At 62.5% G+C, this 23,464-nt stretch carries 30 protein-coding genes; 25 read left to right on the top strand and 5 right to left on the bottom strand.

Features of this window, described 5'->3' with window-relative positions; translation table 11 throughout:
- The first annotated feature begins 28 nt into the window (after window positions 1-28).
- The 17 genes from NFJ07_RS20060 (at window position 29) to NFJ07_RS19980 (ending at window position 12,419) form a co-directional block, all read left to right on the top strand.
- Complete coding sequence (locus tag NFJ07_RS20060; protein ID WP_269997224.1) at window positions 29-247, top strand: helix-turn-helix domain-containing protein; 219 nt, start codon at window positions 29-31, stop codon at window positions 245-247.
- 103 nt (window positions 248-350) lie between these two features.
- Entirely contained in the window at window positions 351-659 is a 309-nt protein-coding gene (locus NFJ07_RS20055; RefSeq protein ID WP_269997223.1) for a hypothetical protein, read from the top strand.
- The gene (locus NFJ07_RS20050; protein ID WP_269997222.1) at window positions 656-1,402 is read left to right on the top strand and encodes a phage antirepressor; all 747 of its coding nucleotides are present in this window, start codon (window positions 656-658) and stop codon (window positions 1,400-1,402) included. The genes NFJ07_RS20055 and NFJ07_RS20050 overlap by 4 nt, the downstream gene beginning before the upstream one ends.
- Window positions 1,399-1,596, top strand: coding sequence for a hypothetical protein (locus NFJ07_RS20045; protein WP_269997221.1), 198 nt, complete (start codon window positions 1,399-1,401; stop codon window positions 1,594-1,596). Before NFJ07_RS20050 ends, NFJ07_RS20045 begins: the two co-directional genes overlap by 4 nt.
- Before the next feature lie 116 nt (window positions 1,597-1,712).
- Window positions 1,713-2,750, top strand: coding sequence for a hypothetical protein (locus tag NFJ07_RS20040; protein ID WP_269997219.1), 1,038 nt, complete (start codon window positions 1,713-1,715; stop codon window positions 2,748-2,750).
- On the top strand, window positions 2,747-3,061 hold the full coding sequence (locus NFJ07_RS20035) for a hypothetical protein (protein ID WP_269997217.1): 315 nt from the start codon (window positions 2,747-2,749) through the stop codon (window positions 3,059-3,061). The genes NFJ07_RS20040 and NFJ07_RS20035 overlap by 4 nt, the downstream gene beginning before the upstream one ends.
- Window positions 3,058-3,201: a hypothetical protein gene (locus NFJ07_RS20030; protein ID WP_269997215.1), complete on the top strand. Its 144-nt coding sequence runs from the start codon at window positions 3,058-3,060 to the stop codon at window positions 3,199-3,201. The genes NFJ07_RS20035 and NFJ07_RS20030 overlap by 4 nt, the downstream gene beginning before the upstream one ends.
- Window positions 3,198-3,968, top strand: a complete 771-nt coding sequence (locus tag NFJ07_RS20025; RefSeq protein ID WP_269997214.1) for a helix-turn-helix domain-containing protein — start codon at window positions 3,198-3,200, stop codon at window positions 3,966-3,968. The genes NFJ07_RS20030 and NFJ07_RS20025 overlap by 4 nt, the downstream gene beginning before the upstream one ends.
- Before the next feature lie 150 nt (window positions 3,969-4,118).
- The gene (locus tag NFJ07_RS20020; RefSeq protein ID WP_269997212.1) at window positions 4,119-4,535 is read left to right on the top strand and encodes a hypothetical protein; all 417 of its coding nucleotides are present in this window, start codon (window positions 4,119-4,121) and stop codon (window positions 4,533-4,535) included.
- On the top strand, window positions 4,532-5,314 hold the full coding sequence (locus NFJ07_RS20015) for a hypothetical protein (protein WP_269997210.1): 783 nt from the start codon (window positions 4,532-4,534) through the stop codon (window positions 5,312-5,314). The genes NFJ07_RS20020 and NFJ07_RS20015 overlap by 4 nt, the downstream gene beginning before the upstream one ends.
- Window positions 5,311-5,532, top strand: coding sequence for a hypothetical protein (locus NFJ07_RS20010; RefSeq protein ID WP_269997209.1), 222 nt, complete (start codon window positions 5,311-5,313; stop codon window positions 5,530-5,532). The genes NFJ07_RS20015 and NFJ07_RS20010 overlap by 4 nt, the downstream gene beginning before the upstream one ends.
- 32 nt (window positions 5,533-5,564) lie before the next feature.
- Window positions 5,565-8,423 (top strand): hypothetical protein, encoded by a 2,859-nt coding sequence (locus tag NFJ07_RS20005; protein WP_269997207.1) that lies wholly within the window; start codon window positions 5,565-5,567, stop codon window positions 8,421-8,423.
- Window positions 8,424-8,542: 119 nt separating this feature from the next.
- Window positions 8,543-9,394, top strand: coding sequence for a hypothetical protein (locus NFJ07_RS20000; RefSeq protein ID WP_269997205.1), 852 nt, complete (start codon window positions 8,543-8,545; stop codon window positions 9,392-9,394).
- A 2-nt stretch (window positions 9,395-9,396) separates the two neighbouring features.
- Window positions 9,397-11,262: an SGNH/GDSL hydrolase family protein gene (locus NFJ07_RS19995; RefSeq protein ID WP_269997203.1), complete on the top strand. Its 1,866-nt coding sequence runs from the start codon at window positions 9,397-9,399 to the stop codon at window positions 11,260-11,262.
- Window positions 11,263-11,405: 143 nt separating this feature from the next.
- Window positions 11,406-11,744 carry a hypothetical protein gene (locus NFJ07_RS19990; RefSeq protein WP_269997202.1) on the top strand — a complete coding sequence of 113 codons (339 nt, stop codon included), beginning with the start codon at window positions 11,406-11,408 and terminating at the stop codon, window positions 11,742-11,744.
- The gene (locus NFJ07_RS19985; RefSeq protein WP_269997255.1) at window positions 11,741-12,046 is read left to right on the top strand and encodes a hypothetical protein; all 306 of its coding nucleotides are present in this window, start codon (window positions 11,741-11,743) and stop codon (window positions 12,044-12,046) included. The genes NFJ07_RS19990 and NFJ07_RS19985 overlap by 4 nt, the downstream gene beginning before the upstream one ends.
- Window positions 11,982-12,419, top strand: a complete 438-nt coding sequence (locus tag NFJ07_RS19980) for a type II toxin-antitoxin system PemK/MazF family toxin (RefSeq protein ID WP_269997200.1) — start codon at window positions 11,982-11,984, stop codon at window positions 12,417-12,419. Before NFJ07_RS19985 ends, NFJ07_RS19980 begins: the two co-directional genes overlap by 65 nt.
- Window positions 12,420-12,433: 14 nt before the next feature.
- Here the strand turns inward: NFJ07_RS19980 and NFJ07_RS19975 are convergent, their stop codons facing one another.
- Window positions 12,434-12,973, bottom strand: a complete 540-nt coding sequence (locus tag NFJ07_RS19975; protein WP_269997199.1) for a hypothetical protein — start codon at window positions 12,971-12,973, stop codon at window positions 12,434-12,436.
- Window positions 12,974-13,190: 217 nt separating this feature from the next.
- Between NFJ07_RS19975 and NFJ07_RS19970 the strand changes: the two genes are divergently transcribed.
- Window positions 13,191-13,358, top strand: a complete 168-nt coding sequence (locus NFJ07_RS19970; RefSeq protein ID WP_269997198.1) for a helix-turn-helix domain-containing protein — start codon at window positions 13,191-13,193, stop codon at window positions 13,356-13,358.
- A 766-nt stretch (window positions 13,359-14,124) separates the two neighbouring features.
- On the opposite strand, the gene NFJ07_RS19965 is transcribed toward NFJ07_RS19970, so the two are convergent.
- A complete protein-coding gene (locus NFJ07_RS19965; RefSeq protein ID WP_269997197.1) occupies window positions 14,125-14,349 on the bottom strand; it encodes a hypothetical protein in 225 nt (74 codons plus the stop codon).
- 139 nt (window positions 14,350-14,488) lie between these two features.
- Here NFJ07_RS19965 and NFJ07_RS19960 point away from each other — a divergent pair, with 139 nt between their 5' ends.
- Both NFJ07_RS19960 and NFJ07_RS19955 read left to right on the top strand, forming a co-directional pair.
- Complete coding sequence (locus NFJ07_RS19960) at window positions 14,489-15,034, top strand: acyl-CoA thioesterase (protein WP_269997195.1); 546 nt, start codon at window positions 14,489-14,491, stop codon at window positions 15,032-15,034.
- A gap of 111 nt (window positions 15,035-15,145) precedes the next feature.
- Window positions 15,146-15,517 (top strand): thioredoxin family protein, encoded by a 372-nt coding sequence (locus NFJ07_RS19955; protein WP_059387274.1) that lies wholly within the window; start codon window positions 15,146-15,148, stop codon window positions 15,515-15,517.
- Here the strand turns inward: NFJ07_RS19955 and NFJ07_RS19950 are convergent.
- Window positions 15,514-15,792, bottom strand: a complete 279-nt coding sequence (locus tag NFJ07_RS19950) for a putative quinol monooxygenase (protein WP_269997194.1) — start codon at window positions 15,790-15,792, stop codon at window positions 15,514-15,516. The genes NFJ07_RS19955 and NFJ07_RS19950 overlap by 4 nt on opposite strands.
- A 102-nt stretch (window positions 15,793-15,894) precedes the next feature.
- On the opposite strand from NFJ07_RS19950, the gene NFJ07_RS19945 reads away from it, so the two are divergent.
- Entirely contained in the window at window positions 15,895-17,568 is a 1,674-nt protein-coding gene (locus NFJ07_RS19945; protein ID WP_269997193.1) for an AMP-binding protein, read from the top strand.
- A 144-nt stretch (window positions 17,569-17,712) separates the two neighbouring features.
- Window positions 17,713-18,633 (top strand): hypothetical protein, encoded by a 921-nt coding sequence (locus NFJ07_RS19940; RefSeq protein ID WP_269997192.1) that lies wholly within the window; start codon window positions 17,713-17,715, stop codon window positions 18,631-18,633.
- Window positions 18,634-18,715: 82 nt separating this feature from the next.
- On the opposite strand, the gene NFJ07_RS19935 is transcribed toward NFJ07_RS19940, so the two are convergent.
- Window positions 18,716-19,708, bottom strand: coding sequence for a DNA-3-methyladenine glycosylase family protein (locus NFJ07_RS19935; RefSeq protein WP_269997191.1), 993 nt, complete (start codon window positions 19,706-19,708; stop codon window positions 18,716-18,718).
- Window positions 19,709-19,846: 138 nt separating this feature from the next.
- Here NFJ07_RS19935 and NFJ07_RS19930 point away from each other — a divergent pair, with 138 nt between their 5' ends.
- On the top strand, window positions 19,847-20,254 hold the full coding sequence (locus NFJ07_RS19930; protein ID WP_269997190.1) for a VOC family protein: 408 nt from the start codon (window positions 19,847-19,849) through the stop codon (window positions 20,252-20,254).
- A 51-nt stretch (window positions 20,255-20,305) separates the two neighbouring features.
- Here NFJ07_RS19930 and NFJ07_RS19925 read toward each other — a convergent pair whose 3' ends face one another.
- Entirely contained in the window at window positions 20,306-20,734 is a 429-nt protein-coding gene (locus tag NFJ07_RS19925) for a VOC family protein (RefSeq protein ID WP_269997189.1), read from the bottom strand.
- 153 nt (window positions 20,735-20,887) lie between these two features.
- Between NFJ07_RS19925 and NFJ07_RS19920 the strand changes: the two genes are divergently transcribed.
- On the top strand, window positions 20,888-22,273 hold the full coding sequence (locus NFJ07_RS19920; protein WP_269997187.1) for a cystathionine beta-synthase: 1,386 nt from the start codon (window positions 20,888-20,890) through the stop codon (window positions 22,271-22,273).
- A 14-nt stretch (window positions 22,274-22,287) separates the two neighbouring features.
- Entirely contained in the window at window positions 22,288-23,451 is a 1,164-nt protein-coding gene (locus NFJ07_RS19915; RefSeq protein WP_269997186.1) for a cystathionine gamma-synthase, read from the top strand.
- The last annotated feature ends 13 nt before the right edge of the window (window positions 23,452-23,464 follow it).

Below are 23,464 nucleotides of genomic sequence, written 5' to 3'. Positions count from 1 at the left end.
ATCCACAGGCGACAAACGAAGAATCGACATGGCAGAGAAACAGCAGCCGCTCACGCTAAGTCCCCGGGAAGCAGCACCAATGGTTCCCATGGGCATCAACCAGTTCTATGCGGCCGTTCGTGAGGGCGTGGTTCCGTCCCTCCGGATCGGAAACAGCATCCGGATTCCCCGGAAGAAATTCATCGCATGGCTGAACGGTGAGAACGTCACCCCCGGTGACAACCGCACCCCTCAAGATGCGGCGTAGCTGCACCGGTACAGGCCGGCACCACCCGATTCAGGGCAAAGAAAAAGGGAGCCAGCACCACCTGGCTCCCAAAAAATCCAACCACCGTCAGGAAGTAAAGATCATGACCACGATAGCACTCAGCCGTACCGGCAAGATCAGTGAGACGCTGCCCGCTTCTGAGGACCCGTTCGCCGGCATTCCCCGGCACGTGTGGCAGTCCCTGTTCACCCTCGTCTCATCGCTCCGTCCGGAGTGGGCGATTGGCGACATCGCGGAAGCGGTATTCCGGTACAGGCGGGCACTCCCGTTCCCGGAGCTTTCTGCCGCTGCCATCAGGGCCGCTCAGGATCCCCGCACCAAGAATACCGTTGCTCTGGAGCTCGCCATGCTCGACGCGGCTGACAAGTGGCTTGAGGCGGCCGATAAGTGAACGCCCTCCAGCAATTCACCTACTCCGGCCAGCAGGTTAGAACGATCGAGGTGGAAGGGGAGCCGTGGTTCATCGCATCCGATGTCGCCGGGATCCTCGACTACCGAATGGCCTCCGACATGACCCGACGCCTCGACGCCGACGACAAGGGCTACGCAAAAGTGCGTACCCCTGGGGGAGAGCAGGACGTCGTCATCATCTCCGAGGCAGGCCTGTATGACTCGATCTTTCGGAGCAACTCCGAAGGTGCGAAACCGTTCCGGCGGTGGGTGACCGGAAGTGTGCTCCCCACGATCCGCAAGACGGGATCGTTCCACGCCGACGAAGCCCCAGCCTTGCCACGGAGCTTCTCCGAGGCTCTCCGCCAGCTCGCAGACACCTGCGAACAGCTGGAGGCCGTTGCGCCGAAGGCTGAGGCATATGACGCGCTGATGGACGCCGATGGCCTGTACTCCATGCAGGCCGCTGCCAAGGCTCTCGGCTATGGGCCCAACATCCTGTTCCGGGACTTGCGGCGTCTGGGCATCTTGCAGGGCAACAACTTGCCGTATCAGCGGTACATACACCACTTCGACGTGAAGCTCGGCAGCTACAGGAACCGGGCCGGTGAGACCGTCCCCACGACTACCACCATGGTCCGGCCGGCGGGGCTGGACTTCCTCCGCCGGAAGCTCGCCAGTGCCGCAGAAGAGGCTACAGCGGCCGCAGGCAGCCTGTCCCGGAGCGGAGGCCCCCTCGCATGATCACTGAATCCGACCTCGCCGCAGCCTGGGAGTCCGGCTACTGGCACGGAACAAGCCACAAGGGGCCGCTGAACGATGCCGTCGTAGCTGCCAAGAACCCATACAGGGCATCCGGTGTCAGCCCGGCGAAATCTTGCAAGGTGGCCCTCAAAACACAAGCCGCAGACGTCGTCGCTCCACCCGCTGCCGACTGACCGCATACAAAGATCGGAGGTGCCTCGCTTTGGGTGCTGGAAACGTGGCTCAGGCCTTTACGTACTGGACGTCGCTGGATGACCGGTCATTCAGGGTGCTGTGCCGAATGGCGCTGGTGTCCCTCGACAACGGCAATCCGCCCAAGTACTTCGCCGGACGTGACGACCTGGCAGCCGCACTCGGTAAGTCACTTCCTCCAAAGCCTGAGGACAGCGACCTCTCGCCCGAGGCTGAGGCGGCCAGGAAGGTGCGGGCGAGTGTCTATGAGATCGTGCGCAAGGCCGTGGCCAAGCTCGTCAAAGAGGGTGCCATTGTTTCCAGCGGTGACGCCAGATTCCGTAACCGGGCTGAGTACTCCCTGCACCTGACCCCGCAAAGGCAGCCCCAACAAAACGTTGCCCCAGTACCCAACGAATCGTTGCCCCAACAGACCCAACAATTTATTGCCCCTATGGCCCAACAAAACGTTGCCCCTATGCCCCAACGATCTGTTGCTACTGGCCCAACAGATCGTTGCCCCCTAGGAGTAGAGGAGCCACTAGAGGAACCACTTATAGGAATACAACGAGGATCCAACATCGCCGAAGCGTTCGAGTCACCTGCGGCGAACGAACCGCAGGAGGAGATATTGATTGATCTTCCTGAAGTCAAAGCTCCGCTATCCAAGTCTGCTCTTGAAAAGCAGATGACCGAGGACTTCGAGGCTTGGTACGCGATCTACCCCAAGCACGAAGGCAAGAAGCCTGCCAGGACCGCATACGCCAAGGCCCGAAAAAACGGGGCAACAGTCGAGGAACTTATCTCTGGGGCACAACGCTTCGCCGCAAAACGGAAAGGGCAGGATCCGCAGTTCACTGCCGGGCCGGCGCCATGGCTGAATCAGGAACGCTGGACCGACGAGCCCACGCACGCCGGTGCCACGCCACAGGGCCCATGGGATCCGGGCTTCCACACCAACCCTCACGTCCTGCCGCAATACGCCTTTGCCAACCAACATCTCGGAAGAAACAGCAGCGAGAAGCGAATGATCGCGAACCTTGAAGTGCTCGAAGGCTGGAGCCCCGGGCCGAAGGCAGACGCCTTCGAACAAAAAGCCCTCAACCAGCAATCACAACTTTCCCTCGAACCTCAAGAAGAGGACAGAACAGCATGACCACCGAGAACCCGGACTACGACATCCACCGCATCAGCTTCATCGACAACCCGGAAGAGGCCGGACTGCCGGCCGAATTCCTCGGCATGGGCATGCTCCTGATCACCCAACAAGGCTCCGACCAGCGTGGCACGGTGCTCGTTGACCATGACTACGCCGTCACAGCCCTCACCGCCCGCCAAGAGCTGGACGGCATGATCTCGCTGGCAGCCACGGCGGCACGCTGGCTTCGCCTCGGCTGGCCCGAAGACTGGGGCGCCGACCTCCTCTCCACATGGGCGCCCCTCTACCTGGAAGGCAGCCAAGCATGAGCACCTACATACGCCCCAGCGAATGCGACCAATGCGTCACCGTCGAAACACTCACCAGCGACTCCGGGCTCAGCTGGAGCATCGAAACAGCCCACGAACCCGAATGCCCCAACAACCTCCGGAAAGGCCAGCACCCATGAGCAACGAATCGAATGCGTACGGTACGAACCTTGCGCGTGTGCATGCGCACGTTGGGCCGCAAGACGAATGCACACCGTGTGCACCGGACGGTCCGGACGCGAAACGGAACGGTGCCGACCTTGCGCGTGCGCGTGCGTGCGTCGGGCCGCAGAGCGAAACGCATCGGGGGAGCGTGCCGGATCATGAACGGCAGGCGCTCGCCTCCGGATTCGGTGCGGAGCTGGCAAAGCTGAGGTCGGCAACGAGCTTTTCGCAAGCCAGGTTAGGTGACCTTGCGGGGCTCCGCGGCGACCATATCGGCAGGCTTGAACGAGGCCAGCGCAGGCCGACCGTGGCGGCGATCATTGCCGTATCGCGGATCTTGGTACCCGAAGCCCAGAGGGAGGCTACCCAGCGGCGACTGGCGACCCTGGCCGGCACCTCACTGCGAGAGGGTAAGGCCCGCAAGAAGCAGGCCAAGGAGAACAAGCATCGTCGGGCGGCGATCCAGTCATCACAGCGCGTCGTTCGGCAGATGCAGCAGAGCATCCGCATGAAGGAAGCCCGCGGCGAGATCGTCGCAGGCAACTTCCGCAGTCTCGCGGAGCGTCTGGCGGAGCAAACCGAGAGGCTCAAGGCGGAGATGGTGCCCGAGGCCCCCGTTATCAGGGGCTACGAGCCACGCCCGTCCAGGCCGAGGAGCCGCCGCAAGGCAGACATCCTCGCCTACGGGCGGCAGCTCCTGCGGCTGAATGATCCGGAGGACGACGATGAGGACGAGCTCTGACCGGTCAAATGCCAAGGCGTGCGCGTGCGCGTTGGGCCACGAAATCCCCACATCCGAACCGTTCGGAAAGGTGAGGTGAGCTGATTGGGGAACAGTTCGCCCGCCCGTAACCCTTCTGAATACAGGGAACTTTCGGACCGTGAGCACAGGGTGAGCACTGCATGCCAGCCTGCGAACAGCAAAGCGGCATCCCTGGATGAGCTTCTCCGAGGTCCGATCGCACTCGGTGTCCTCAGGTCCCTCATGCGGGACCAGGAACGGCAGATGAGGGAGAACGGCGCCGGCGTCGCCGTGTGGGCGCTGCCCGTCTACAAGGCTCTACAGGAGGCATCAGGGGCGGATCTCGACCGCACCGCCGTCGCGTCCGTTATCGGCCCCCGTCTTGCCAAGGTGGAGTCAACCAATTGGGTTGGTGTCATGGATGCGGCGACCCGGACCGGACGAAGCGAACGGCAGGTACGTCGCCTCGCATCGTCCGGCCGGGTCATCGCGAAACGCATAGGTCACCGGAGCTGGTTGGTTGACATCGACTCATTGGAAAACGTCCTAAGGAATCAGGCAGCATGACCAGCACCCCAGACACCGACCCCGAGCGGATCATCGCCGACGCGGAGCAGGAAGCGAAAGAGGCAGAGAACCTCGTCCACACTCTTGAGGAGAAGGTCCGCTCAGGCGACGATTCGGTAACCTTCGAGGAAGTTGAGAAGGCCCGGGGCCTGCTGAGCTTCGTACGGCTCCGCAAGGAGGCCGCCAAGCGGAAGGCAGCCGCCGCCACGGAAGCCGCCAGGCTTGCCGCATGCGAAGCCCTGAACGCAGATATCGCAGCGATCGTGTCCAGCGACGGGAAGCAGTTCAGCAAGCAGTTGCAGACCGCTGCGGACGCGCTCCGGGTGCTCTACGACGCGGTCGATACCCGCAACACCAAGGTGCGGGAGTTCCGGAAACGCGCAGAGAAGCTGGGCATCCCCGAGCACAAGCACAACGGCCCGTTTCCGGCAACGCACGGCGGCGTGCGGATCGCAGCGAACGGAGGTCCCGGCCACTTCGCAGGCGTCATTATCGGCCGGCGACACGTTGACGCCATCGACGTGAACACGTTTGTCAACAGAATGCTTGACTTGCTGGCCCTCGAAGGGAAGTTCAAGCACATGGATTTCGTCAATGCCGGCGAGGACCTTTTCGGGGATCTGGCACGGATTGACGCGGGAACCCCCGACGATGGGGCAACGCATTTCTACCGCAGCCCGGGCGGCGGGGTTTTCCGCAAGGATGAGCCGTTCACTGACGAGGAAATCCAGCGCAACAGCCTGACCGTGATCACCAAGGCCGAGGCGGACGCCGAATGAGCGCCCCGCAGAAGACCCAGGCAGAGCTCCAGTCCATGACCCCTGAACAGATCGTGGAAGCCTACAACGCGGGCGCATTGGGCGATCTCCTGCGGGGCGGCACCCCGGAGGCGGTTGCTGCCCGGAAGCAGCAGGAACGTGCCAGGCAGGCCGAAGCCATCAGTGACGCCGAAGCCGCCCGGATTGACGGCGCGAACGAACCGGGTGCACGTGGCTGAGCACCAGACGCTCTCCGGACCGGGTGATCTCCATGGGTGAGGCGCCCACTCTTGTAGGTTCCATCACTGCCGAGCTCGACCTCGACATGAAGAAATGGGATCTCAAGGTCGGGGAGATCAAGGACACGTCGAAGGAACTCGGCTCCCTCGACCCGACGATCAAGGTCGACGCGAATGTTGCCGAGGCCGTAGCGAAGCTGGACTCCGTCCGGGTCGCTGAGCAGCGTGTCGAGACCGCGACCCGGCAGGCCGCCAACACGGCCTCCACCGCGTACATCGCCCACGAGCGGCTCACCGCCATCATGGAAAAGCGCGGCCGCACCGACCTGCAAGTCGCCGCCGCCACGGAAGCCTCGGCGCGGGCGGACCGGAACGCCGAAGCCTCCGAGATGAAGCTCCTCGCCGCGACCGAGGCCCTGAACAAAGCCAAAGCCGAAGCGGTCCGGAAGTCCTTCGAAGAGGCTGCCGCGAACGAGGTTGAATCCAAGTCCGCTGAGAAGTCCTTCCAGGCGAACAACCAGCGAGTCTCGGGTCTGCAGGTCCTGATCGCCCTCGCCCCGGCACTCCTGGGCCCCGCGACCGCGATTGCTGCGTCAGCGGTGGGCCTTGGCGTCGCCTTCGGTGTGATGGGCGGCGCCGGTGTTGCCGCGATCTTGGGCATCAAGAAGGAAATGGCAGACGGTACCGCTGTCGGGAACCAGTACGCAGCAGGGCTCGGCGCCCTGAAGAGTGACTTCTCCGAGCTCGGATCAACGTCAGCCACCGCCATGCTGTCCGCGTTCAACAACGCAGTGGGCGACACCAACGTCAAGATGCCATTCCTGAACCAGGCGCTGCACGACGGATCCGCGGCGCTGGGGAACATGGGTGGCACCGCGTTGCGCGGTGTGCTGGATGGGTTACAGCAGATGAACCCGCTGATCCAGGACGGGAGCGTCCAGCTGTCCAAGTTCGTGACCTGGCTGTTCTCCTTCAATGGCACGAACGGGTTCACCCAGTTCATCCAGTACGCGAGGGATAACCTTCCCGGGACCATGACCCTCATTGAGAACCTTGTCACCCTGGCTGGGCGAATCCTCGCCGCCTATGCCCCGCTCGGCCCCGCTGTGCTCGACTTCCTCAACCGGTTTACCGGCTTGCTGAACGGCCTGCCGCTGCCCGTCCTCGCTGGTATCGTCACCACGGCAACCACGATCGCCCCTGCCTTCAATATCGCCAAGACTGCCGTGAACACCTTCGGTGACACGGCTATCCTCTCGGCGCTGAAAGTGGACGCGCTCGGTGTGTCCGTGAACCTTGCCGTCCCGGTGGTCGGCATCCTCACCGCGATCCTCGCCGGCGCAGCCATGGCCATGGCGACCAGTGCCGCGGGAACCGCGAACGCGTCGGCCGCCGTGCAGGACTACACGCAGGCCCTCAAGGACGACGACGAGGAACTAGGCAAGCACGTCCGGCTCCAGGCAGCCAAAGCCCTCTCCGACGCGGGAGCGTACGACGCAGCCCGCACCCTCGGCATATCCCAGACGGTCCTGACCGACTCCCTGATGGGGGTTGCGGGGGCGCAGGACATCGTCAATGAGGCGGTCAAGCGGGGCAAGGCCTTCCAGGAGGACAACACCCAGAATGTGATCTCCTCGACCAGCCACGCCCTGGTGCAGTCCGAAGCGCAGAGGAACACTGCCAAAGCCATCGACGTCGTCACCGGGGCTTTGAACAGCCAGTCCGGGGCCATATCGAAGTCCAAACAGGACAACCTCGACCAAGCCGCCGCCATGAACACCACGACAGGGGCGCTGACAGCCCAGCAGATCGCCATGCAGGGCCAAGCCGCCCTCTACGGCTCGTCAGTGCCCGTGTATCAGGCAGCGGTTAAGTCACAACAGGACCTCGCCGACCAGGCAGCCCAGACCACGGCGAACATGATCCAGCAGAACGACGCCGCAGGGCTGCTGAAAATGGCATTGGACGGGCTGAACGGCAAAGCTATCTCGGCGGCGCAGGCGCAGAACGCGTTCGATTCCCAGCTGGCCAACATGGGCACCCACGTGGATACGACTGGTAAGAAGATCCAGTTCACGACGGCGAACATCGGCGACATGTCCGCGGCCTCGGTCGCGTTGCGCGGCCAGCTCAACAGCCAGGTGCAAGGCCTCCAGGCAGTAGTGGAAGCCAATGGTGGGCTGAACGACTCCACTGGCCAAGCCAAGGCTGAGATGGAGAAAATGCGTAAGCAGATCATCGACAACGCTGTCGCCCACGGTGTGGACAAGGACGCGGTCACCGCTTATGTGGACAAGCTCCTGACGATCCCGGCGTCAGTGCCACCTACGAAGCTTGAGATCGACAAGGCCAAAGCCGAGGCGGACATTGCCGCGTTCCAAGCCCATGTGGACGCAGTCCACGGGAAAACCGTTGACCTGATCACCCGGGAGTCCACACAGAAAACAGCGGACACGATGGGCACCCGCACCAACCCGGTGACCGGCGAACAGGAGACCTACGTTTCGACGCCCGGTGGATCTGAAACGCCCGGGTCGGGAACTGGTACGGCCACCAAGGGCACGTTTCTTGGGTACGCGCACGGCGGTGACGTCGCGTACCTTGCCTCAGGTGGTCACCCTGGCGGCCCAAGAGGCTCGGATACGGTCCCGGCGTGGCTGACACCTAAAGAGTTCGTGATGAAGCGGGCGTCGGCGGATTCCATCGGGCTCCCGGCACTGAACTACATGAACCAGACGGGTCAGCTCCCGCCACAGCAGCAGCAGCAGGCTCAGGCGCCAGTAGTGCACGTCTACGTCGGGAACGAACAGCTGGACTCGCGCATGTACACAGTTGCGGCCGGCGCAATTGGCGAAGCGAACCGAGATGCATCCCGGCGCCCGTCCCGATGATTGTGCTCACGCTGTGATCACCGGCCAAAACTTCCCAGCAACAGCAAGGAATCCGGGCCTGTGAGTTGATACGGAATCAGCTCACCGGCCTTACCCCCACTACAAGTTAGGAATTCGAGATGACCTTGCCGGCCGGTGTCACCACCTGCGACGTGGTTTTCAATACCCCCGTTAGCTTCGCCGGTGGCGCAGGAAGTGCCACCCTTACCATTCGTCCGACCCAAACGATCTTTTGGGCCGCCACCGGGCAACCCTTGGGCAAATTCACGGAGACCGTTGCCGTGAACGGCGTCCCCGGCGCCATCACACTCCCGGTCGTTGACCAAGCGGGGTTCGTGGACTCTTCCGGGAACGCGGTGAAGAACTGGGCCTACTTGGCTGATATCGCCTGGAGCGTGAACGGCCAGTACATCGCCTCCCACAAGTCCTTCCAGCTCGCCACTGGCCAGTCCAGTGTGGTGCTGGATCTGATCCCGGACGGGAACGTTTCCACCCCTGTCAGCGCACCCTTCGCCCCGGTCACGTCCGTGAACGGTGTCACCGGTGCTGTGAGCCTAACCAAAGCCTCGTTGGGCCTCGGGTCGGTGGACAACACCCCGGACGTGTCCAAGCCCGTCAGTACCGCACAGCAAGCCGCGCTGGACGCCAAAGCCGATGCCGCAGCGACGGTCACGGCGCTCAGCGCCAAGCAGAACGCCGCAGACCTTGACGCAGCCGCCGCCGCCCTCCTCAACAACCCGGCGTCGGCTCTCCGAGCGGCAGGAAATACCACCTTTGTCCCTGGCTTCGCGCCCTCCACGAGCATCGCTTACAACGGTTCCGGGCAGGTAACAAGCGCAACGGAGAACGGCATCACGACCACGTACACCTACAACGCTGACGGGACCGTGAACACCGAGATCCGACTCGGCAAGGTCCGCACGTGGGTCTACGACGGAAGCGGCAATCCTACTAGCTCGACGGTGGTCTAATCATGGATGTTGTAAGTATCGGTGCGGCCAAGGCTGACGCTACCCGCAAATATACGACGCAGAAGGCGTCCACGATCGCTACCCGCATCTTCGGCGGGCGCATGAGCACTATCGACAACTCGTCCCCCAACACGTTCCAGATCACTACGGAGCTCGCGCAGCATTTTGACGCCGTGCGCGTCCTCTTCGCTAACACGGACCTGCTGATTTCTCACGCCTTTCGGCTTGTTGGAGTCTCGGTCATGGCGGACAAGACCGACCTGAACAACGCCGCTGGGACATGGGTGACTGCCAACAGGAACGGCATGTCACGCATCTACGCAGAACTCGCACCTGGGACAGGGCGTATCGCGTACACGGCCACGGACTGGATTGCAATCAGCAGCATCCCTCGCACGGATGGCGGAACCAACCCCCTCTTGGTAGCTCGCGCCTACATGAATGCGACTGCCACGTTGCCGGTCTATGGTGCTGGTGTTGACAACTTCACCAACTGGGCGACACGCACTGACGGACGCATCTGGTGCTCCCGACAGCAGCCCGGTGTGCAGGTCACTTCCGGCTTCACGTCCACGACAAATACAAACAATAACCCGATCGTGGGATTTCAGTACCTCACCAAGGGCAAGGTCATCACCGTCGCAGGCTGCGGTGACTCCATCACCGATGGCCGCGGGACCTACCTCAATGAGGGGTTCATCCTCCCCGCCATTGATGCGCTGTCCAGCATGTCAGGGACGGCCTACGAGTACATGAACTGCGGCTGGTCAGGGCAGGCAATGCAGACTTTCGCTGAGCGGGCCATCGATATCCTGCAATCAAGCATCAAGCCTGATGTGCTCGTGTTGCCTGGGGCTTCCCCAAACGACGTCGCGACAACCATCGCGCAGGCAAACATTGATGCCTTCAAGTACTTCCGGAATCGTGTCATAGCGGAGGCTCGGAAGGTTGGCGTGCCAGTCATTGCGTGGACTTGGTTGCCTTCGAATACGGCTGTCAAGAACTACGGTGCCACAGACTCGCTCCGCGTTGCGTACAACGCTGAGCTGATGGCGATGGCCGGTAAGGGCCTATTTGTCGCGGATGCTGCAACGCCGATAAACGGCACAACCAGTGGTGGGCAAATCCAGATGGGTGCGACCTTGACCGCGGACGGTATTCACCCGAACGACGCGGGCAATGCCCTGATTCGGGATGTCATCAAACCACTCATACAACAGGCCGGTAGAGCATCAGCCGATGGCGGTAAGGCACTGCTACACAAAAACGACCTGCCCGTCTGGGTAACCACCGACACCGACGCGTACGTCTCCAAGTCCGGACGCTGGGTTTACGCAGGAACCAGTGCAGCGTCATGGACCATCGCCCCCGCATCCCCTACGCCACGCTCGGGCGACTCTGGATGGTACTGGATCAGCGTTCGCGGCACCGCTGCGCCGCTGACTCTTGGTCGCTCCAACGCGGACACCTTCAACGCCGGCGGTGGATCCCTGACATCGATCACCATCCAACCGGGGCAGTCTGTGCTGCTCGTGCCCTCGGGTGGTGCGGCTTGGGAAGTGCATGGCTGGCAGCCAAGCCTCGCTCAGTCAGTCAATGTGTCAGCAGCGGCGACCTTGACCATGGCCCGTGACGCTTCGGTCTATGTGTGCTCGGCAACGAGTGGCACCCCGACGTGGACGCTTCCCGCGCTGGCGAATAACACCGGACTGACGTACCGGGTCAAGAACAGAGGCAGCGTCTCGCTGACCGTGCAGCGGGCAGGCTCGGACAACCTCTACGACACCACCACACAGACGAGCATCACTGTTGCGGCGGGGGCGTCAGCCACCATCATCAACGATGGAACATACTGGCTGTCCCTATAGGTCTAGATAAGACCCCCAACGTAACAGGCAGCCCCCTGTCACTCTCAGGAGCGGCAGGGGGTCCGTGTTCAGCGCAAGTCTTGCGGGAACACTCGCTTGAAGTACCTATGCCTCAATTTGACCTCGTATGCAATACTCAAGACATGTCGGAGACACCACAGATTCAGGCGCCTGCCGCAGACCAAGTCGAGATTGGGGCCAAGTGGGAATATGACCCACGGCAGCTTCCGACGGTTGTGAATCAGGTACTCATCCAGCACGCTATGGCCGACGCTCAGACCGGCCGGTCAAATGGAATGTACATCAGCCTCGGACATGTAAATCCGCCGGTATTCATCGGCGAGATGAGCGCCGAACAGGCCAGCAATATCGATCCGCTGCCTGTCGTGATCGTAGGTAGTTTCTACCTGCCCATGCAATCTGTAATTGCACTCCGTGATTCACTGAGCGAGGCCCTAAGAAACGGAGGTGTAGAGCAATGATCGCCACAGTCGTTTTGGTTCCCGCCGTCGCTGCGGTCATGATGTGCTCACCCTCCGCGGCCGTCCATCGAGAGGACGCTCCCGTGCGTATTCACAACTTTGGGACGCCGACGTCCCTGACCTATCCAGGCGGTGTGCAGGTGACCGGTCTGCGCATTTCAAGTCATGGCGCCATTGACTCTGCCTCAACACATCCAGTGCAGATGTCCCTAGAAGAGGCCTTTGCTGAGTGGGCTGATGAGTCTCTGGCTATGGCCAACGAGATGTGGCACCACGGCGCCACCGATACGCGTGACGCCTGATCCTGTTCCGCCTGTACCAGCAGTTGTTCAGCGCGGAGAAATTTACTGGGTCGATTGGAGCCCCAGTCGGGGTTCAGAACAAAATGGACATCGCCCTGCGCTGATAATCAGCCCGGATGTCCGTAATCGGTCGATGCCAACGGTCGTCGTCGCTGCCTTGACTACTTCCGTAAGAGATAACGTTAGGGCCGGCAAGAGCCCGGTCAGCCTCTACCTTCCTGCGGGCGAGCCCATGGAGAAGGAAGGCGCTGTGTTGGGCTTCCAGATAATGACCATCGACAAAATGCGGCTGGAGGATCTGGCCGGCCGGATCACTGCAGAGCAACAGTTGCGCGTGGATTCAATTATTCGGACCTCGTTCGGTTTGTCCTGACGTACCCGCCGGTCTTACGGCTGGTACTGGTTCACCTGTCCACCTAGGGCATCCGCGATCTTCTTCGATACCTCAAGCTCTCCGGGACGGTCCGGAGCCGCAGCACTGGCATGATTCCAGGCGGCTGCTAACAGTTTGTCTGCTTGGTTGGTGAGCTGCCACTGAAAAGTCATGTCGCGCCGCACGAACGCAGACCACCCGGTGCCGCTGGCATAGGTGACGGCTTCCTTGTTGGCCTGGAGGACGTCGCCCATGCCTATCTCCGCGTCACGGTCAGCCCAACTGTAAACGTCCACTGTGCGGCCTCCTAGGACGCACGAGCCAATAGAGGTGAGGCCCGGGCCGCCCTTGGCCACGTTGCCGGCCTTGACGTCCGTGCAATCCGGGATGAGCGCGGCGATCGCGGACGCTGTCTCCCCGTAATAGGTTGTCGGCTTAGCCGTCACAGTAGGCGAGGTGGGCGAGTTCGAAGACGTGCCCGCCGCCGTGGAGCCGCACGATGCTACGGAAACTGCCAGCAGCAGTGCGCCGGCTACCCCCAATATTGATTTCATGAGCACGATCATATGGGCAGAAACGCCTATTTAATAGCGGGAGTGTGCAATTCATTTTCGTCAAGACCAACTTGAGGTAACTCGAAATGGGAACTTGCGGAAACTCGCACCAATAACTCGCGGAAACTTGCACCAATAACTGAAGTTGGCTGCACTCCGTTGTAGCTTCGGGGGCATGGCAATTCTCACGGGGCGCCCAGACGCAAAGATAAAACAAGTGGCCGAGTTTCTGAACCTTCACCCGGAAACCGTGCGCATCCTCGCCAGGCAAGGAGCGTTCCCCAACGCGTACAAGACCGGCAAGGGCGGGCGCACGTCCCATACGAGGATCCCGTGGTCCGATGTGGAGGACTTCAGGAAGAAGGCACCGCCAGCGTCCATGTGAGACGGCGCGGGGGGGCGTCTCGGACTATTTACTCCTGCTGAAGCTCGACCCGGTCAACGCCGCCTATTGGAAAACCGGCAGAGTGTGGGCACGCTAAGTTACTGCAACGCACAGGCGCCATCACAGGCGGCGGCGCAACCCGCCGCCCGGGTCGGTGCGTCTGCCGCGGGATGCTCTCCATAGATGCTTCACTGCCGCACCGTTTGCAAATGAACTGTTCCATTTCTGTCCTTTCAGTCCACGGAAGACCGGAGTGTCTTCATACTTCAAACGTAGGTGCCGGAAGGTCGGAATAGCGTGCACGGGTACGGGCGATTCGCGGGCGATGGCACCGGACCGCGTGAGCACTCCGTGAGCACATCACTCCGGTTTGGGCCAGTTGTGGTCAGTGATAACCGCATCCACGCCGGTTAATAAATCCACGAAAAGGGTGGAAATGGTTTCGTTAGGTTTATGACAGTTTCAGGTGTCAAATCACTGTAAATCAGCTGGCAACGCCTACGGGGGTTCGAATCCCTCATCTGCCACAAAATTAAATCCCCGGAACCACTGGTTCCGGGGATTTTTTTGTGCCTCCGTGTTGTTTGGGCAGACCGTTCGACGCGGAGAATTTCCCGCGAGGCGCGGATGGACTCTCGACGCCCGAATTCCGGTGTCGACAGGGATTTACGGCGTCGACGGCGGATTTCCGTGCCGGTGGTGCGGGCGGCCTCCGGGAGGCGCACGACGGCGCGTGCTCACCGACGGCGGCACGCCGCCACCGGTTTTAGCTCGCGCTGCCCGGCTCCAGCCAGTATCCGTCCTGGTGGTGCACGAGTTGTCGGCCCAGTCCGCCGGACAACTGGATCCAGAGCGTGCTGCGATCCTCGGTCATGCCGTCCAAGGTGCCTACGATCCTGTTGCCGCGGGTGTCCTGCAACACCAGCTCCTGGTGGAGCGGAAGTTCCGGCCACACATCTGCGTGTGCCCTCATGGTTTGGGTGGTGCTCACGGGATCTCCTTGGTGCCTTCTGCAATTTGTTTTCAGACATTCTTCCCGTGGCACGTGAACCGGCGGTAAACGACATGCCATGTAGCGACACACAAAACGAAGCTATCCCGGAATGTTACTGCGGAGTAACATTGCGGTTATGCATTTGCTTCTCCGAACCCTCTTGCTCTTGTTCACCTCGTCCAGGCGGAGCCGGCTCAGCGTCTGGGAGACGTCCTCGTTGCCCATGCGTGTGCTGCCCACGGACATCGACATTGCAATGCACGTCAACAACGGTATGTATTTCTCGCTGATGGATCTTGGACGCTTCGACCTCATGGTGCGCGCAGGGATCTGGCAAAAGATGCGCCGCCGCGGCTGGAGCCCCGTGGCCGCGGGGGAGACCATCGCGTTCAGGAAGTCGTTGCAGCTTTGGCAGCAGTACACCATCGAGTCCAAGATCATCGGACTCGATTCCAAAGCGATCTACTTTGAACAACGCATGGTGGTGGACGGCGAGATCTACGCCCGTGCGCACATTGCCACCCGGCTCGTCGCCAAGGGCCGGCCCGTGAGCCAGGAGGAAATACTCGCCGAGTTCGGCGAGCCGCCCGCAGAACTCGAGCTTCCGGAGTGGATCCACGAGTGGCGTGAGAACAACGCGCTCCCCGGCGCCCGGAAGGCCGCCCCGCACCTCTGGCACTAGCCGAAGGTACCGGGCGGCGCCGAGCCAGCCGCCCGACGTCGTGCTTTATTCCCGGTTTGCCGGGTAGCGAACAAGGGCGACTTCGAACGCGTCGTCGCGTACCGTGGAAGCATGGCTACAGTTGACATCACCGGCGAGCAGTTCGCATCGACCATCGAGGGCAATGACATTGTCCTGGTGGATTTCTGGGCTGCGTGGTGCGGCCCTTGCAGGCAGTTTGCCCCCACATACCAAGCCGCTTCCGAGAAGCATGACGATGTCTTCTTCGCCAAGGTGGACACCGAGGCCGAGCAGCAGCTCGCCGCCGAAGCCGGCATCTCCTCCATCCCCACGCTCATGGCCTTCCGCGAAAAGGTCCTCGTGTTCTCCCAGCCGGGCGCACTGAACGGACCCCAGCTGGAGCAAGTCATCGAGGCCGTCAAGGGGCTCGACATGGATGAGGTCCACGCGCATATCGCAAAGCAGCGCGCCGAAAACTCCTAGATGCGCTCGAGCTTCACCGGCTCCGCCAGCAGCGCGCTGAGGGATTCGTTGAGGTCCTGGACGGCGATGCCCTTGGAGTGGATGTCGTGGTGTTCCTCGGAGGCCCACTGCTCGGTCAGGACCAGCTTGTCCTCGTTGGCTTCGGTGAGCTCATAGCGGATGCAGCCGGGTTCGTTCACCACTTCGTCGATCGCGATTTCCAAGGCGAGCTTAACGCGGAAGAATTCGCCGTCGTTGGGAATGAACGTGGCCTGCAGGTCAATGGGTGCACTCATGGGATTCACATTACCGGCTGGCTCGGTAAGCCCCTGAAATATTTTGTAGGACTTCCAAGCAAAAGTCTTCTCTTGGACCGGCGGAGTTGGTAGCGTGCGTTCATGCTTTCCTACACAGCCGGGGACACTGACGTCCCGCTGCTTGAAGAGACCATTGGCGCCAACTTTGAACGCGTCGCGGCGCAGTTCCCGTTGCGCGATGCGCTCATCGAAGCCGCCGCGGTAGCTGGCGATGAGGCTCGCCGCTGGAGCTACGAAAAACTGAACGACGACGTCGACCGGCTCGCGCGTGCGCTGCTCGCCATGGGTGTCGCCAAGGGTGACAGGGTGGGCATCTGGAGCCCGAACTGCGCCGAATGGACCATCCTGCAGTACGCTACGGCGAAGGCTGGCGCGATCCTGGTCAACGTCAATCCGGCGTACCGCAGCCACGAACTCGAATTCGTGGTCCGCCAGAATGGCATGCGGATGCTGGTGGCCGCGCCATCGGGCAAGAAAAGCGACTATGTGGGCATGGCCAGGGAGGTCTTGGCCAGCTGCCCCGAGCTTAGGGAGTTGGTGTTCCTTCCCGATCTGGGACTGGACATGCTCAACGCAGGCGAACCGCAAACTGACGCCGAGCTGACGTTCGCCGAGCTACTCAAGCGGGCAGACGACGTCGCGCCCTCAGCGCTCAAGGTTCGCATGACGGAACTGGACCCGCACGATCCCATCAATCTGCAATACACCTCCGGGACCACAGGCTTCCCCAAGGGTGCCACGCTGACCCACCACAACATCCTCAACAACGGCAACCAGATCGGCAGGCTTCTCGGATACACGGAACGCGACCGGGTGGTCCTTCCGGTGCCGTTCTACCACTGTTTCGGCATGGTCATCGGGAACCTGAACGCCTTGAGCTTCGGTGCGGCCACGATCATTCCGGGCCGCGGGTTCACCCCGGCCGCAGCCCTGGAAGCCGTGCAGGACTTTGGCGGGACCTCGCTGTACGGGGTGCCCACCATGTTCATCGCCGAGTTGGCTTTGCCCGATTTCGCCTCGTACGACCTCTCCACGCTGCGTACAGGCGTCATGGCCGGCTCCCTCTGCCCTATCGAGGTGATGGAGCGCGTTATCGCGGAGATGAACATGCGGGACGTGGCCATTTGCTACGGAATGACCGAAACTTCGCCCGTGTCCACCATGACCCTTGCGGCCGACACGCTGGAGCAGCGGACCACCACGGTGGGGCGCACGATGCCCCGGCTCGAGTCCAAGATCGTGGATCCAGGCACTGGCGAAACCCTGGAACGCGGGGAGATCGGCGAGCTGTGCACGCGTGGATACGCCGTGATGGACGGGTATTGGGGCCAGCCGGAGAAGACAGCCGAGGCAATCGACGAAGATGGTTGGATGCACACCGGCGACCTTGCCCGGATGGATCCGGACGGCTTTATCGTGATCGAAGGCCGCATGAAGGACATGGTCATCCGCGGAGGAGAGAACGTCTATCCCCGCGAAATCGAGGAGTTCCTGTACCGGCATCCCGCCATCCAGGATGTCCAGGTCATCGGGGTGCCTGATGACAAGTACGGCGAAGAGCTGATGGCCTGCATCATCCTCAAACCGGGAGCAGCTTTGGACCTGGACGGAGTGCAGGAGTTCTGCCGCGGCAAACTGGCCCACTACAAGATCCCGCGCTACGTGGACATCCGGGAGAGCTTCCCCATGACAGTGTCCGGCAAAGTGCGCAAGATCGACATGCGGGAAGAAGCGATCGCCCGCCTAGGACTCTGATCCAACCCTCTGATCCAACGCGGGGTCACTTACGGCCCATGTCGGGCAGCAACATGGGCCGTAAGTGACCCCGCGTTGGCGTGTTTGGAAGTCTGCCTGTGGATAACTCCCCGCGGGGGTCCATTTGCGGACAAACTTGATCCCATGGTCCGCATCATTCCGCTGCCGAAGGAACTCGGTAACCGTCCTTTCACGGTCTATGAATCCCGTGTACTTGGCGTCGCTCCGAAGCGGCTCCGCGCCAGGGACGTATCCGACGGCGGCCGGCTGATTCACTTGCCTGCGGGCCGTGAGTTTGCGTTTGCCGAACGGGCGCGGGTCCTTGCCGCGGCAACACCGGGCGCCTGGGTGTCCCATGAGAGCGCCGGGGTACTGACCCGGCTCGGCCTTCCTCCGTGGCTGGGCGGCGGTGAGACGGTCCACCTCAGCAAGCCCCATGAGCTTCCCCGTGTCCGGCGGGGCGGAGTGACGGGGCACCGGGTGCGCGTCCTCCCTGGCGAAGTCACGGAGATAGACGGAATCCCGGTGTCCTCCCCGTCCCGGACCTGGCTCGACCTGGCGCATCAGTTGCCGCTGCGGTACGTGGTTGCCATGGGCGACCAGTTGATCCGCTTGCCGCGGCCGGGCCTTGAGGGAAGGACGGAGCCCTACGCGAACAAGGAAGGGCTGCGCCTTCTTGTCCGGAAGCATCCGAACATGAAAGGCGTGGAGAAGGCCCGGCTTGCCCTTGAGGACATGCGAGTTGGAGCAGACTCGTTTCCGGAGACATTCCTGCGGCTGGCCATGTTGGATGCGCGGTTGCCTGAACCGGAATTGCAGCTCCGCCTCGATCCGGACGATCCGTGGTCCCCGTCGGCGGACCTGGGGTATCGGCGGTTCCGGATTGCCGTGCAATATGACGGCGCCCCGCATCTCACGCGGGAACGGCAGACAAAGGACAACCGGAGGGACGAGGCTTTCACCAGCGCCGGCTGGTCCTACTTCAAGGCCAACGCCCATGACCTGGCCGAAGGTTTCGCTGACCTCATTGTCCGGATCAAGCGGGCAAAACTCCGCTCCGTCTAAGCCAGGGCGGGGTCACTTACGGCCCATGTCGGGCAGCAACATGGGCCGTAAGTGACCCCGCGTTGCTGTGAGGGTGGAGGCGTTAGTGCCCTCGGTGGTCCTGGATGGTCATCCGCGGCCCGAACGTCGGCTTGCGGAAGCCGCTGAGCCCTAGCATCCGGACTACCCGCTGCCGGTGCCCACGCCAAGGTTCCAGGAGGGCGATCATGCCGGCGTCGTCTGTCTTCCTGCCCGTGAGCGCGTAACCAACGTACGAGGCCAGATGGTAGTCGCCCACCGCGATCGAGTCCGGGCAGCCATGGGTCCGCTGGACAACCTCGGCAGCCGTCCAGATGCCAATGCCCGGAATGGTCTGCATCTTGGCCCCGGCTTCCGCCGCGCTGAGGGAGGAGAGCCGTTCAAGCGCGACGGCGGATCGCAGCGCCCGCATGACGGTCGCCGAACGCTGGGGACCCACACCGGCCTTGTGCCATTCCCACGAAGGAATGGCCAGCCATTGGGCTGCGGTCGGCGGGACGAGCAGGCCCGACGGCGTGCCCGACGTCGACAGGCGGCCGGCGCTTGGCGCTGCAGTCCCGTAACGGTACATCAGGTAGCGGTAACCCCGGCGGGCTTCGATAGTGGTGACCTTTTGCTCAAGGATCGTGGGCACGAGGGAATCCACCACGCGGCCGGTGGTAGGCAAACGGACGGCGAGGTTCCGGCGTCGGGCTTCCCTGACCATCCGCGGGAGAGTGGCGTGGAAGGCGGATTCGTCAAAGCCGGACCAGTCATCCGTGCTCCCCAACAGTGCAGGCACAGAGGCGATGGCTGAGCCGGCGCCGGAGCCCCAAGCCTGGGCATCTACATGGGTGTCTTGGCCGGTTCCCGCGACGGTGAGGCGCAGCGTGACCGGCCCGTCCGGCGTCGTGAACGCCATCCACACGCCGTCCTGCCGCGCCGCGAAGGACGGATCGCCGTTGCCGCGCATGAGGATTCCCACGGTCTGGAGAAGCTCGAAGGGGCCGCCGGGGTGCCATCGCACGGACGCGTCGGCCGCAGCTGCTGCGGCCGGTGGGACATCGACGATGGTCATTCATTCATGGTCGCACGCTCATCCGACAACACTCGAAAGAGCGGCGTTCAAGCCCCTTACGCCGCGAAACCCGGACGACTAGACTCCACGTGTGGCGCGGGGCGTCTGCGCCTTCCATGACAATCTCAGGAGAACGCAATGGCCGGTGTAGTGCATTTTGAAATCCCCGCGGACGACAAGGAGCGGGCCAACACTTTCTACCAAGGTGCCTTCGGCTGGATGCTCAACCCCATGCAGGAGATGGACTACACGATCGCAATCACCACGCCTTCAGACCCGCAGACGGGTATGCCGAGCGCGCCCGGGGCCATCAATGGCGCACTGTTCCCGCGTTCGGAAGAGCTGAAGACGCCCATCATCACGGTTGACGTCGAAGACATCGAGGCATCGCTTGGCCAAATCGAGAGTGCGGGCGGTTCGGTGGTCAAAGGCAAGGATGCTGTTCCGGGCATGGGCTACTACGCGTATTTCAAGGACACCGAAGGCAACATCCTGGGCCTCTGGCAGACCGACTCTTCGGCGGGAGGCCCTCCGCCGGCTGAATGAGTGGGTTCCTCGGGCCGGCCCTATACGCCGGGCCGGCCCTATTCCCCGAAACTATTCCCCGAAGCGCCCGCGGGCCTCCGTCGGAATCAACGGCTTCTCGGCGCGGACCTTGAGTTCCTGCACCGCCCACGTGTTGCCGTCCGGATCGCTGAAGCCGAAAAACGTGCCGCCGTCGCGCTCGTCGAACACGGTGATTTCGCTGGCCTCGACGCCCCGGCTGAGCAATTCCTCGCGTGCGGCGCGCGCATCCGCGACCACAAGCTGAAGGCCTCGCACGGAACCCGGCGCCATCTCATTCTGCGCCGGCAGGTCGCCGACGACGATTGAACATCCGGAGCCCGGCGGAGTCAGCTGTGCCACGTGCATGTGCTCGTTGGTGGTGTTGTGGTCGAGGTTGAAGCCCACCTTGTCGCGGTAGAACTCGATGGCACGGTCAATGTCACTCACAGGGAGCACAACCACTTCGAGGGTCCAATCCATGGTGCATGTCCTTTCCTTGGAGGGTGTCCACGCTAGCTTGCCCCGCGAGGCCATCCTTTCGCTAGACGCGAGGCCAGACACGGACCCGCCACCGGCCCGACCCGCCACCAGTCTGCGCAGGAGCAGTCCCGACCAAGCGGTAACTTGGTACCTATGAAGTACGCCCAGTCCGTCCTGGACCTCATTGGCAATACACCGCTCATCAAGCTCAACCACGTGACCGGGGATATCAAAGCCACCATTCTGGTGAAGCTCGAATATGTGAACCCCGGAGGCTCCATCAAGGACCGCATCGCGGTGAAGATGATCGAGGAAGCAGAGCGGGACGGGAAGCTCAAGCCGGGCGGAACCATCGTGGAACCCACCTCGGGCAACACTGGCGTCGGACTTGCCCTGGTGGCCCAGCAAAAGGGCTACAAGTGCATCTTCGTTGTCCCGGACAAAGTGGGCGAGGACAAGCGTGCCGTGCTCCAGGCGTACGGCGCAGAAGTTGTGGTCACTCCCACCTCCGTGGCCCCGGACAGCCCGCAAAGCTACTACAGCGTCTCCGACCGGCTCGTGTCCGAGATCCCCGGAGCCTACAAGCCGGACCAGTTCTCCAACCCCGCAGCCCCCGGCAGCCACTACGAAACCACCGGGCCCGAGATCTGGCGTGACACCGACGGAAAGATCACCCATGTTGTGATCGGCGCGGGCACGGGCGGCACCATCACCGGCACGGGCCGGTACCTCAAGGACGTGTCGGCCAAGCGGCCGGAGTCCGACGGCGGCCGGGTCAAGGTCATCGGCGCAGACCCGGCAGGCTCGGTCTACTCGGGCGGCACCGGGCGGCCCTACTTCGTTGAGGGCGTCGGCGAGGACATGTGGCCGGTCAACTACGACAAGACCGTGCCGGACGATGTCATTGCCGTCAGCGACGCCGACTCCTTCGAGATGACCCGCCGCCTGGCCCGCGAGGAAGGCCTTCTGGTCGGTGGCTCATCCGGCATGGCAGTGGTTGCCGCGTTGCAGGTGGCCAAAGACCTTGGCGAGGAAGCTGTCGTCGTCGTGATCCTGCCGGACTCCGGCCGCGGCTACTTGGCGAAGATCTTCAACGATAAGTGGATGCGCTCCTACGGTTTCCTCTCCGGTGGCGAGGAGGCCTCGGTTGGCGAGGTGCTGAAGTCCAAGACCGGCGAGATGCCGGACCTCGTCCACATCCACCCCAACGAGACCGTCCGCGATGTCATCAACATCATGAACGAATTCGGGGTCTCGCACATCCCGGTCCTCTCGCAGGAACCGCCTGTGGTCATGGGCGAGGTCCTCGGCGCCGTCGATGAGCGCACACTGACCACCAAGCTGTTCCGCGGCGAGGCGAAATTGACCGACAAGATCTCGGAGCACATGGGGGAGCGCTTGCCGGTGATCGGCTCACTGGAAACCATCTCCGCCGCACGCGAGCTACTGTCCGACGTCGACACCGTTATGGTGACGTTCGTCGGAGCCCCAGTGGGCATCCTGACCCGCCACGACCTTCTCGCCTACCTGAGCAACTGACACTAGGAGTTCATATGTCTGCAAACGAAGCAGGATTCAACACGCGTGCCGTCCACGCCGGCCAGGCCTTCGAACCGCGCACGGGCGCAGTGGTTCCGCCGCTGCACTTCAGCTCGACGTATGCCCAGGACGGCATAGGCGGTTTGCGCGACGGCTACGAATACGGCCGCGGCACCAACCCCACTCGCGATGCGCTGCAGGAGCAGCTCGCCGCACTCGAAGGCGGAACCCACGCATACAGCTTCAGCTCGGGCCTTGCCGCGGAGGACTCCCTGATCCGTGCCGTTGCCCGCCCGGGCGACCACATCGTCCTCGGCAACGACGCTTATGGCGGAACCTATCGGCTCATCAACCGCGTGCTCGGCGAGTGGGGCATCGGTAACACACCAGTGGACATGTCCAACCTGGACGCTGTTGCCGCGGCCGTCGCGGCGAACAAAACCCGCATCGTCTGGGTGGAAACTCCTTCCAACCCGATGATGAAGATCACCGATATTGAAGCGCTCGCCAAAGTAGCGCACGACGCCGGTGCCCTCCTGGTCGTCGACAACACTTTCGCTTCGCCTTACCTGCAGACCCCGCTCGCCCTAAGTGCCGACGTCGTGGTCCACTCGACCACCAAGTACATCGGCGGCCACTCGGACGTGGTGGGCGGCGCGATCGTGGTCAAGGACGCCGAACTGGCCGAGAAGATCGGCTTTGTGCAGTTCGCAGTCGGCGCCGTATCCGGACCCATGGATGCCTTCTTGACCACGCGTGGCCTCAAGACGCTCGGCGTGCGCATGGACCGCCACAGCGAGAACGCCCAGGCCGTGGCCGAGTGGTTGCTTGAGCGTCCGGAGGTTGAAGCCGTGCTGTATCCGGGCCTGCCTTCCCACCCGGGCCACGAGCTCGCGGCGAAGCAGATGAAGAAGTTCGGCGGCATGATTTCCGTGCAGTTCAAGGGCGGCGAAGCTGCGGCCCGCAAGGTGGCAGAGTCCACCGAGGTCTTCACGCTGGCCGAGTCCCTGGGCGGGATCGAGTCCCTGATGAACTACCCCTCGGAGATGACGCACGCTTCGGTCAAGGGCACCGAGCTGGCCGTGCCGGTCAACCTGATCCGGCTTTCCTGCGGCATCGAGGACGTTGAGGACCTGATCGCGGACCTTGAGCAGGCAATCGGCAACATCACGGACTGAATGCTCCTCCCTT

The organism is Arthrobacter sp. B2a2-09 (assembly GCF_027587375.1).
In the GTDB taxonomy this organism is placed as follows: Bacteria; Actinomycetota; Actinomycetes; order Actinomycetales; family Micrococcaceae; genus Arthrobacter.
This window is presented reverse-complemented; position numbering and strand designations above follow the sequence as displayed.

What these genes read in the sequence shown, in the direction of transcription:
- NFJ07_RS20005 (WP_269997207.1), top strand. Translation starts at nt 5,565, where the DNA reads ATGGGTGAGGCGCCCACTCTTGTAGGTTCCATCACTGCCGAGCTCGAC.
- NFJ07_RS20035 (WP_269997217.1), top strand. Translation starts at nt 2,747, where the DNA reads ATGACCACCGAGAACCCGGACTACGACATCCACCGCATCAGCTTCATC.
- NFJ07_RS19955 (WP_059387274.1), top strand. Translation starts at nt 15,146, where the DNA reads ATGGCTACAGTTGACATCACCGGCGAGCAGTTCGCATCGACCATCGAG.
- NFJ07_RS19930 (WP_269997190.1), top strand. Translation starts at nt 19,847, where the DNA reads ATGGCCGGTGTAGTGCATTTTGAAATCCCCGCGGACGACAAGGAGCGG.
- NFJ07_RS20030 (WP_269997215.1), top strand. Translation starts at nt 3,058, where the DNA reads ATGAGCACCTACATACGCCCCAGCGAATGCGACCAATGCGTCACCGTC.
- NFJ07_RS19945 (WP_269997193.1), top strand. Translation starts at nt 15,895, where the DNA reads ATGCTTTCCTACACAGCCGGGGACACTGACGTCCCGCTGCTTGAAGAG.
- NFJ07_RS19925 (WP_269997189.1), bottom strand. Translation starts at nt 20,734, where the DNA reads ATGGATTGGACCCTCGAAGTGGTTGTGCTCCCTGTGAGTGACATTGAC.
- NFJ07_RS19950 (WP_269997194.1), bottom strand. Translation starts at nt 15,792, where the DNA reads ATGAGTGCACCCATTGACCTGCAGGCCACGTTCATTCCCAACGACGGC.
- NFJ07_RS19990 (WP_269997202.1), top strand. Translation starts at nt 11,406, where the DNA reads ATGTCGGAGACACCACAGATTCAGGCGCCTGCCGCAGACCAAGTCGAG.
- NFJ07_RS19940 (WP_269997192.1), top strand. Translation starts at nt 17,713, where the DNA reads ATGGTCCGCATCATTCCGCTGCCGAAGGAACTCGGTAACCGTCCTTTC.
- NFJ07_RS20000 (WP_269997205.1), top strand. Translation starts at nt 8,543, where the DNA reads ATGACCTTGCCGGCCGGTGTCACCACCTGCGACGTGGTTTTCAATACC.
- NFJ07_RS19985 (WP_269997255.1), top strand. Translation starts at nt 11,741, where the DNA reads ATGATCGCCACAGTCGTTTTGGTTCCCGCCGTCGCTGCGGTCATGATG.
- NFJ07_RS19975 (WP_269997199.1), bottom strand. Translation starts at nt 12,973, where the DNA reads ATGAAATCAATATTGGGGGTAGCCGGCGCACTGCTGCTGGCAGTTTCC.
- NFJ07_RS19915 (WP_269997186.1), top strand. Translation starts at nt 22,288, where the DNA reads ATGTCTGCAAACGAAGCAGGATTCAACACGCGTGCCGTCCACGCCGGC.
- NFJ07_RS19935 (WP_269997191.1), bottom strand. Translation starts at nt 19,708, where the DNA reads ATGACCATCGTCGATGTCCCACCGGCCGCAGCAGCTGCGGCCGACGCG.
- NFJ07_RS20015 (WP_269997210.1), top strand. Translation starts at nt 4,532, where the DNA reads ATGACCAGCACCCCAGACACCGACCCCGAGCGGATCATCGCCGACGCG.
- NFJ07_RS19995 (WP_269997203.1), top strand. Translation starts at nt 9,397, where the DNA reads ATGGATGTTGTAAGTATCGGTGCGGCCAAGGCTGACGCTACCCGCAAA.
- NFJ07_RS20010 (WP_269997209.1), top strand. Translation starts at nt 5,311, where the DNA reads ATGAGCGCCCCGCAGAAGACCCAGGCAGAGCTCCAGTCCATGACCCCT.
- NFJ07_RS19960 (WP_269997195.1), top strand. Translation starts at nt 14,489, where the DNA reads ATGCATTTGCTTCTCCGAACCCTCTTGCTCTTGTTCACCTCGTCCAGG.
- NFJ07_RS19980 (WP_269997200.1), top strand. Translation starts at nt 11,982, where the DNA reads ATGAGTCTCTGGCTATGGCCAACGAGATGTGGCACCACGGCGCCACCG.
- NFJ07_RS20060 (WP_269997224.1), top strand. Translation starts at nt 29, where the DNA reads ATGGCAGAGAAACAGCAGCCGCTCACGCTAAGTCCCCGGGAAGCAGCA.
- NFJ07_RS19920 (WP_269997187.1), top strand. Translation starts at nt 20,888, where the DNA reads ATGAAGTACGCCCAGTCCGTCCTGGACCTCATTGGCAATACACCGCTC.
- NFJ07_RS20045 (WP_269997221.1), top strand. Translation starts at nt 1,399, where the DNA reads ATGATCACTGAATCCGACCTCGCCGCAGCCTGGGAGTCCGGCTACTGG.
- NFJ07_RS20055 (WP_269997223.1), top strand. Translation starts at nt 351, where the DNA reads ATGACCACGATAGCACTCAGCCGTACCGGCAAGATCAGTGAGACGCTG.
- NFJ07_RS20025 (WP_269997214.1), top strand. Translation starts at nt 3,198, where the DNA reads ATGAGCAACGAATCGAATGCGTACGGTACGAACCTTGCGCGTGTGCAT.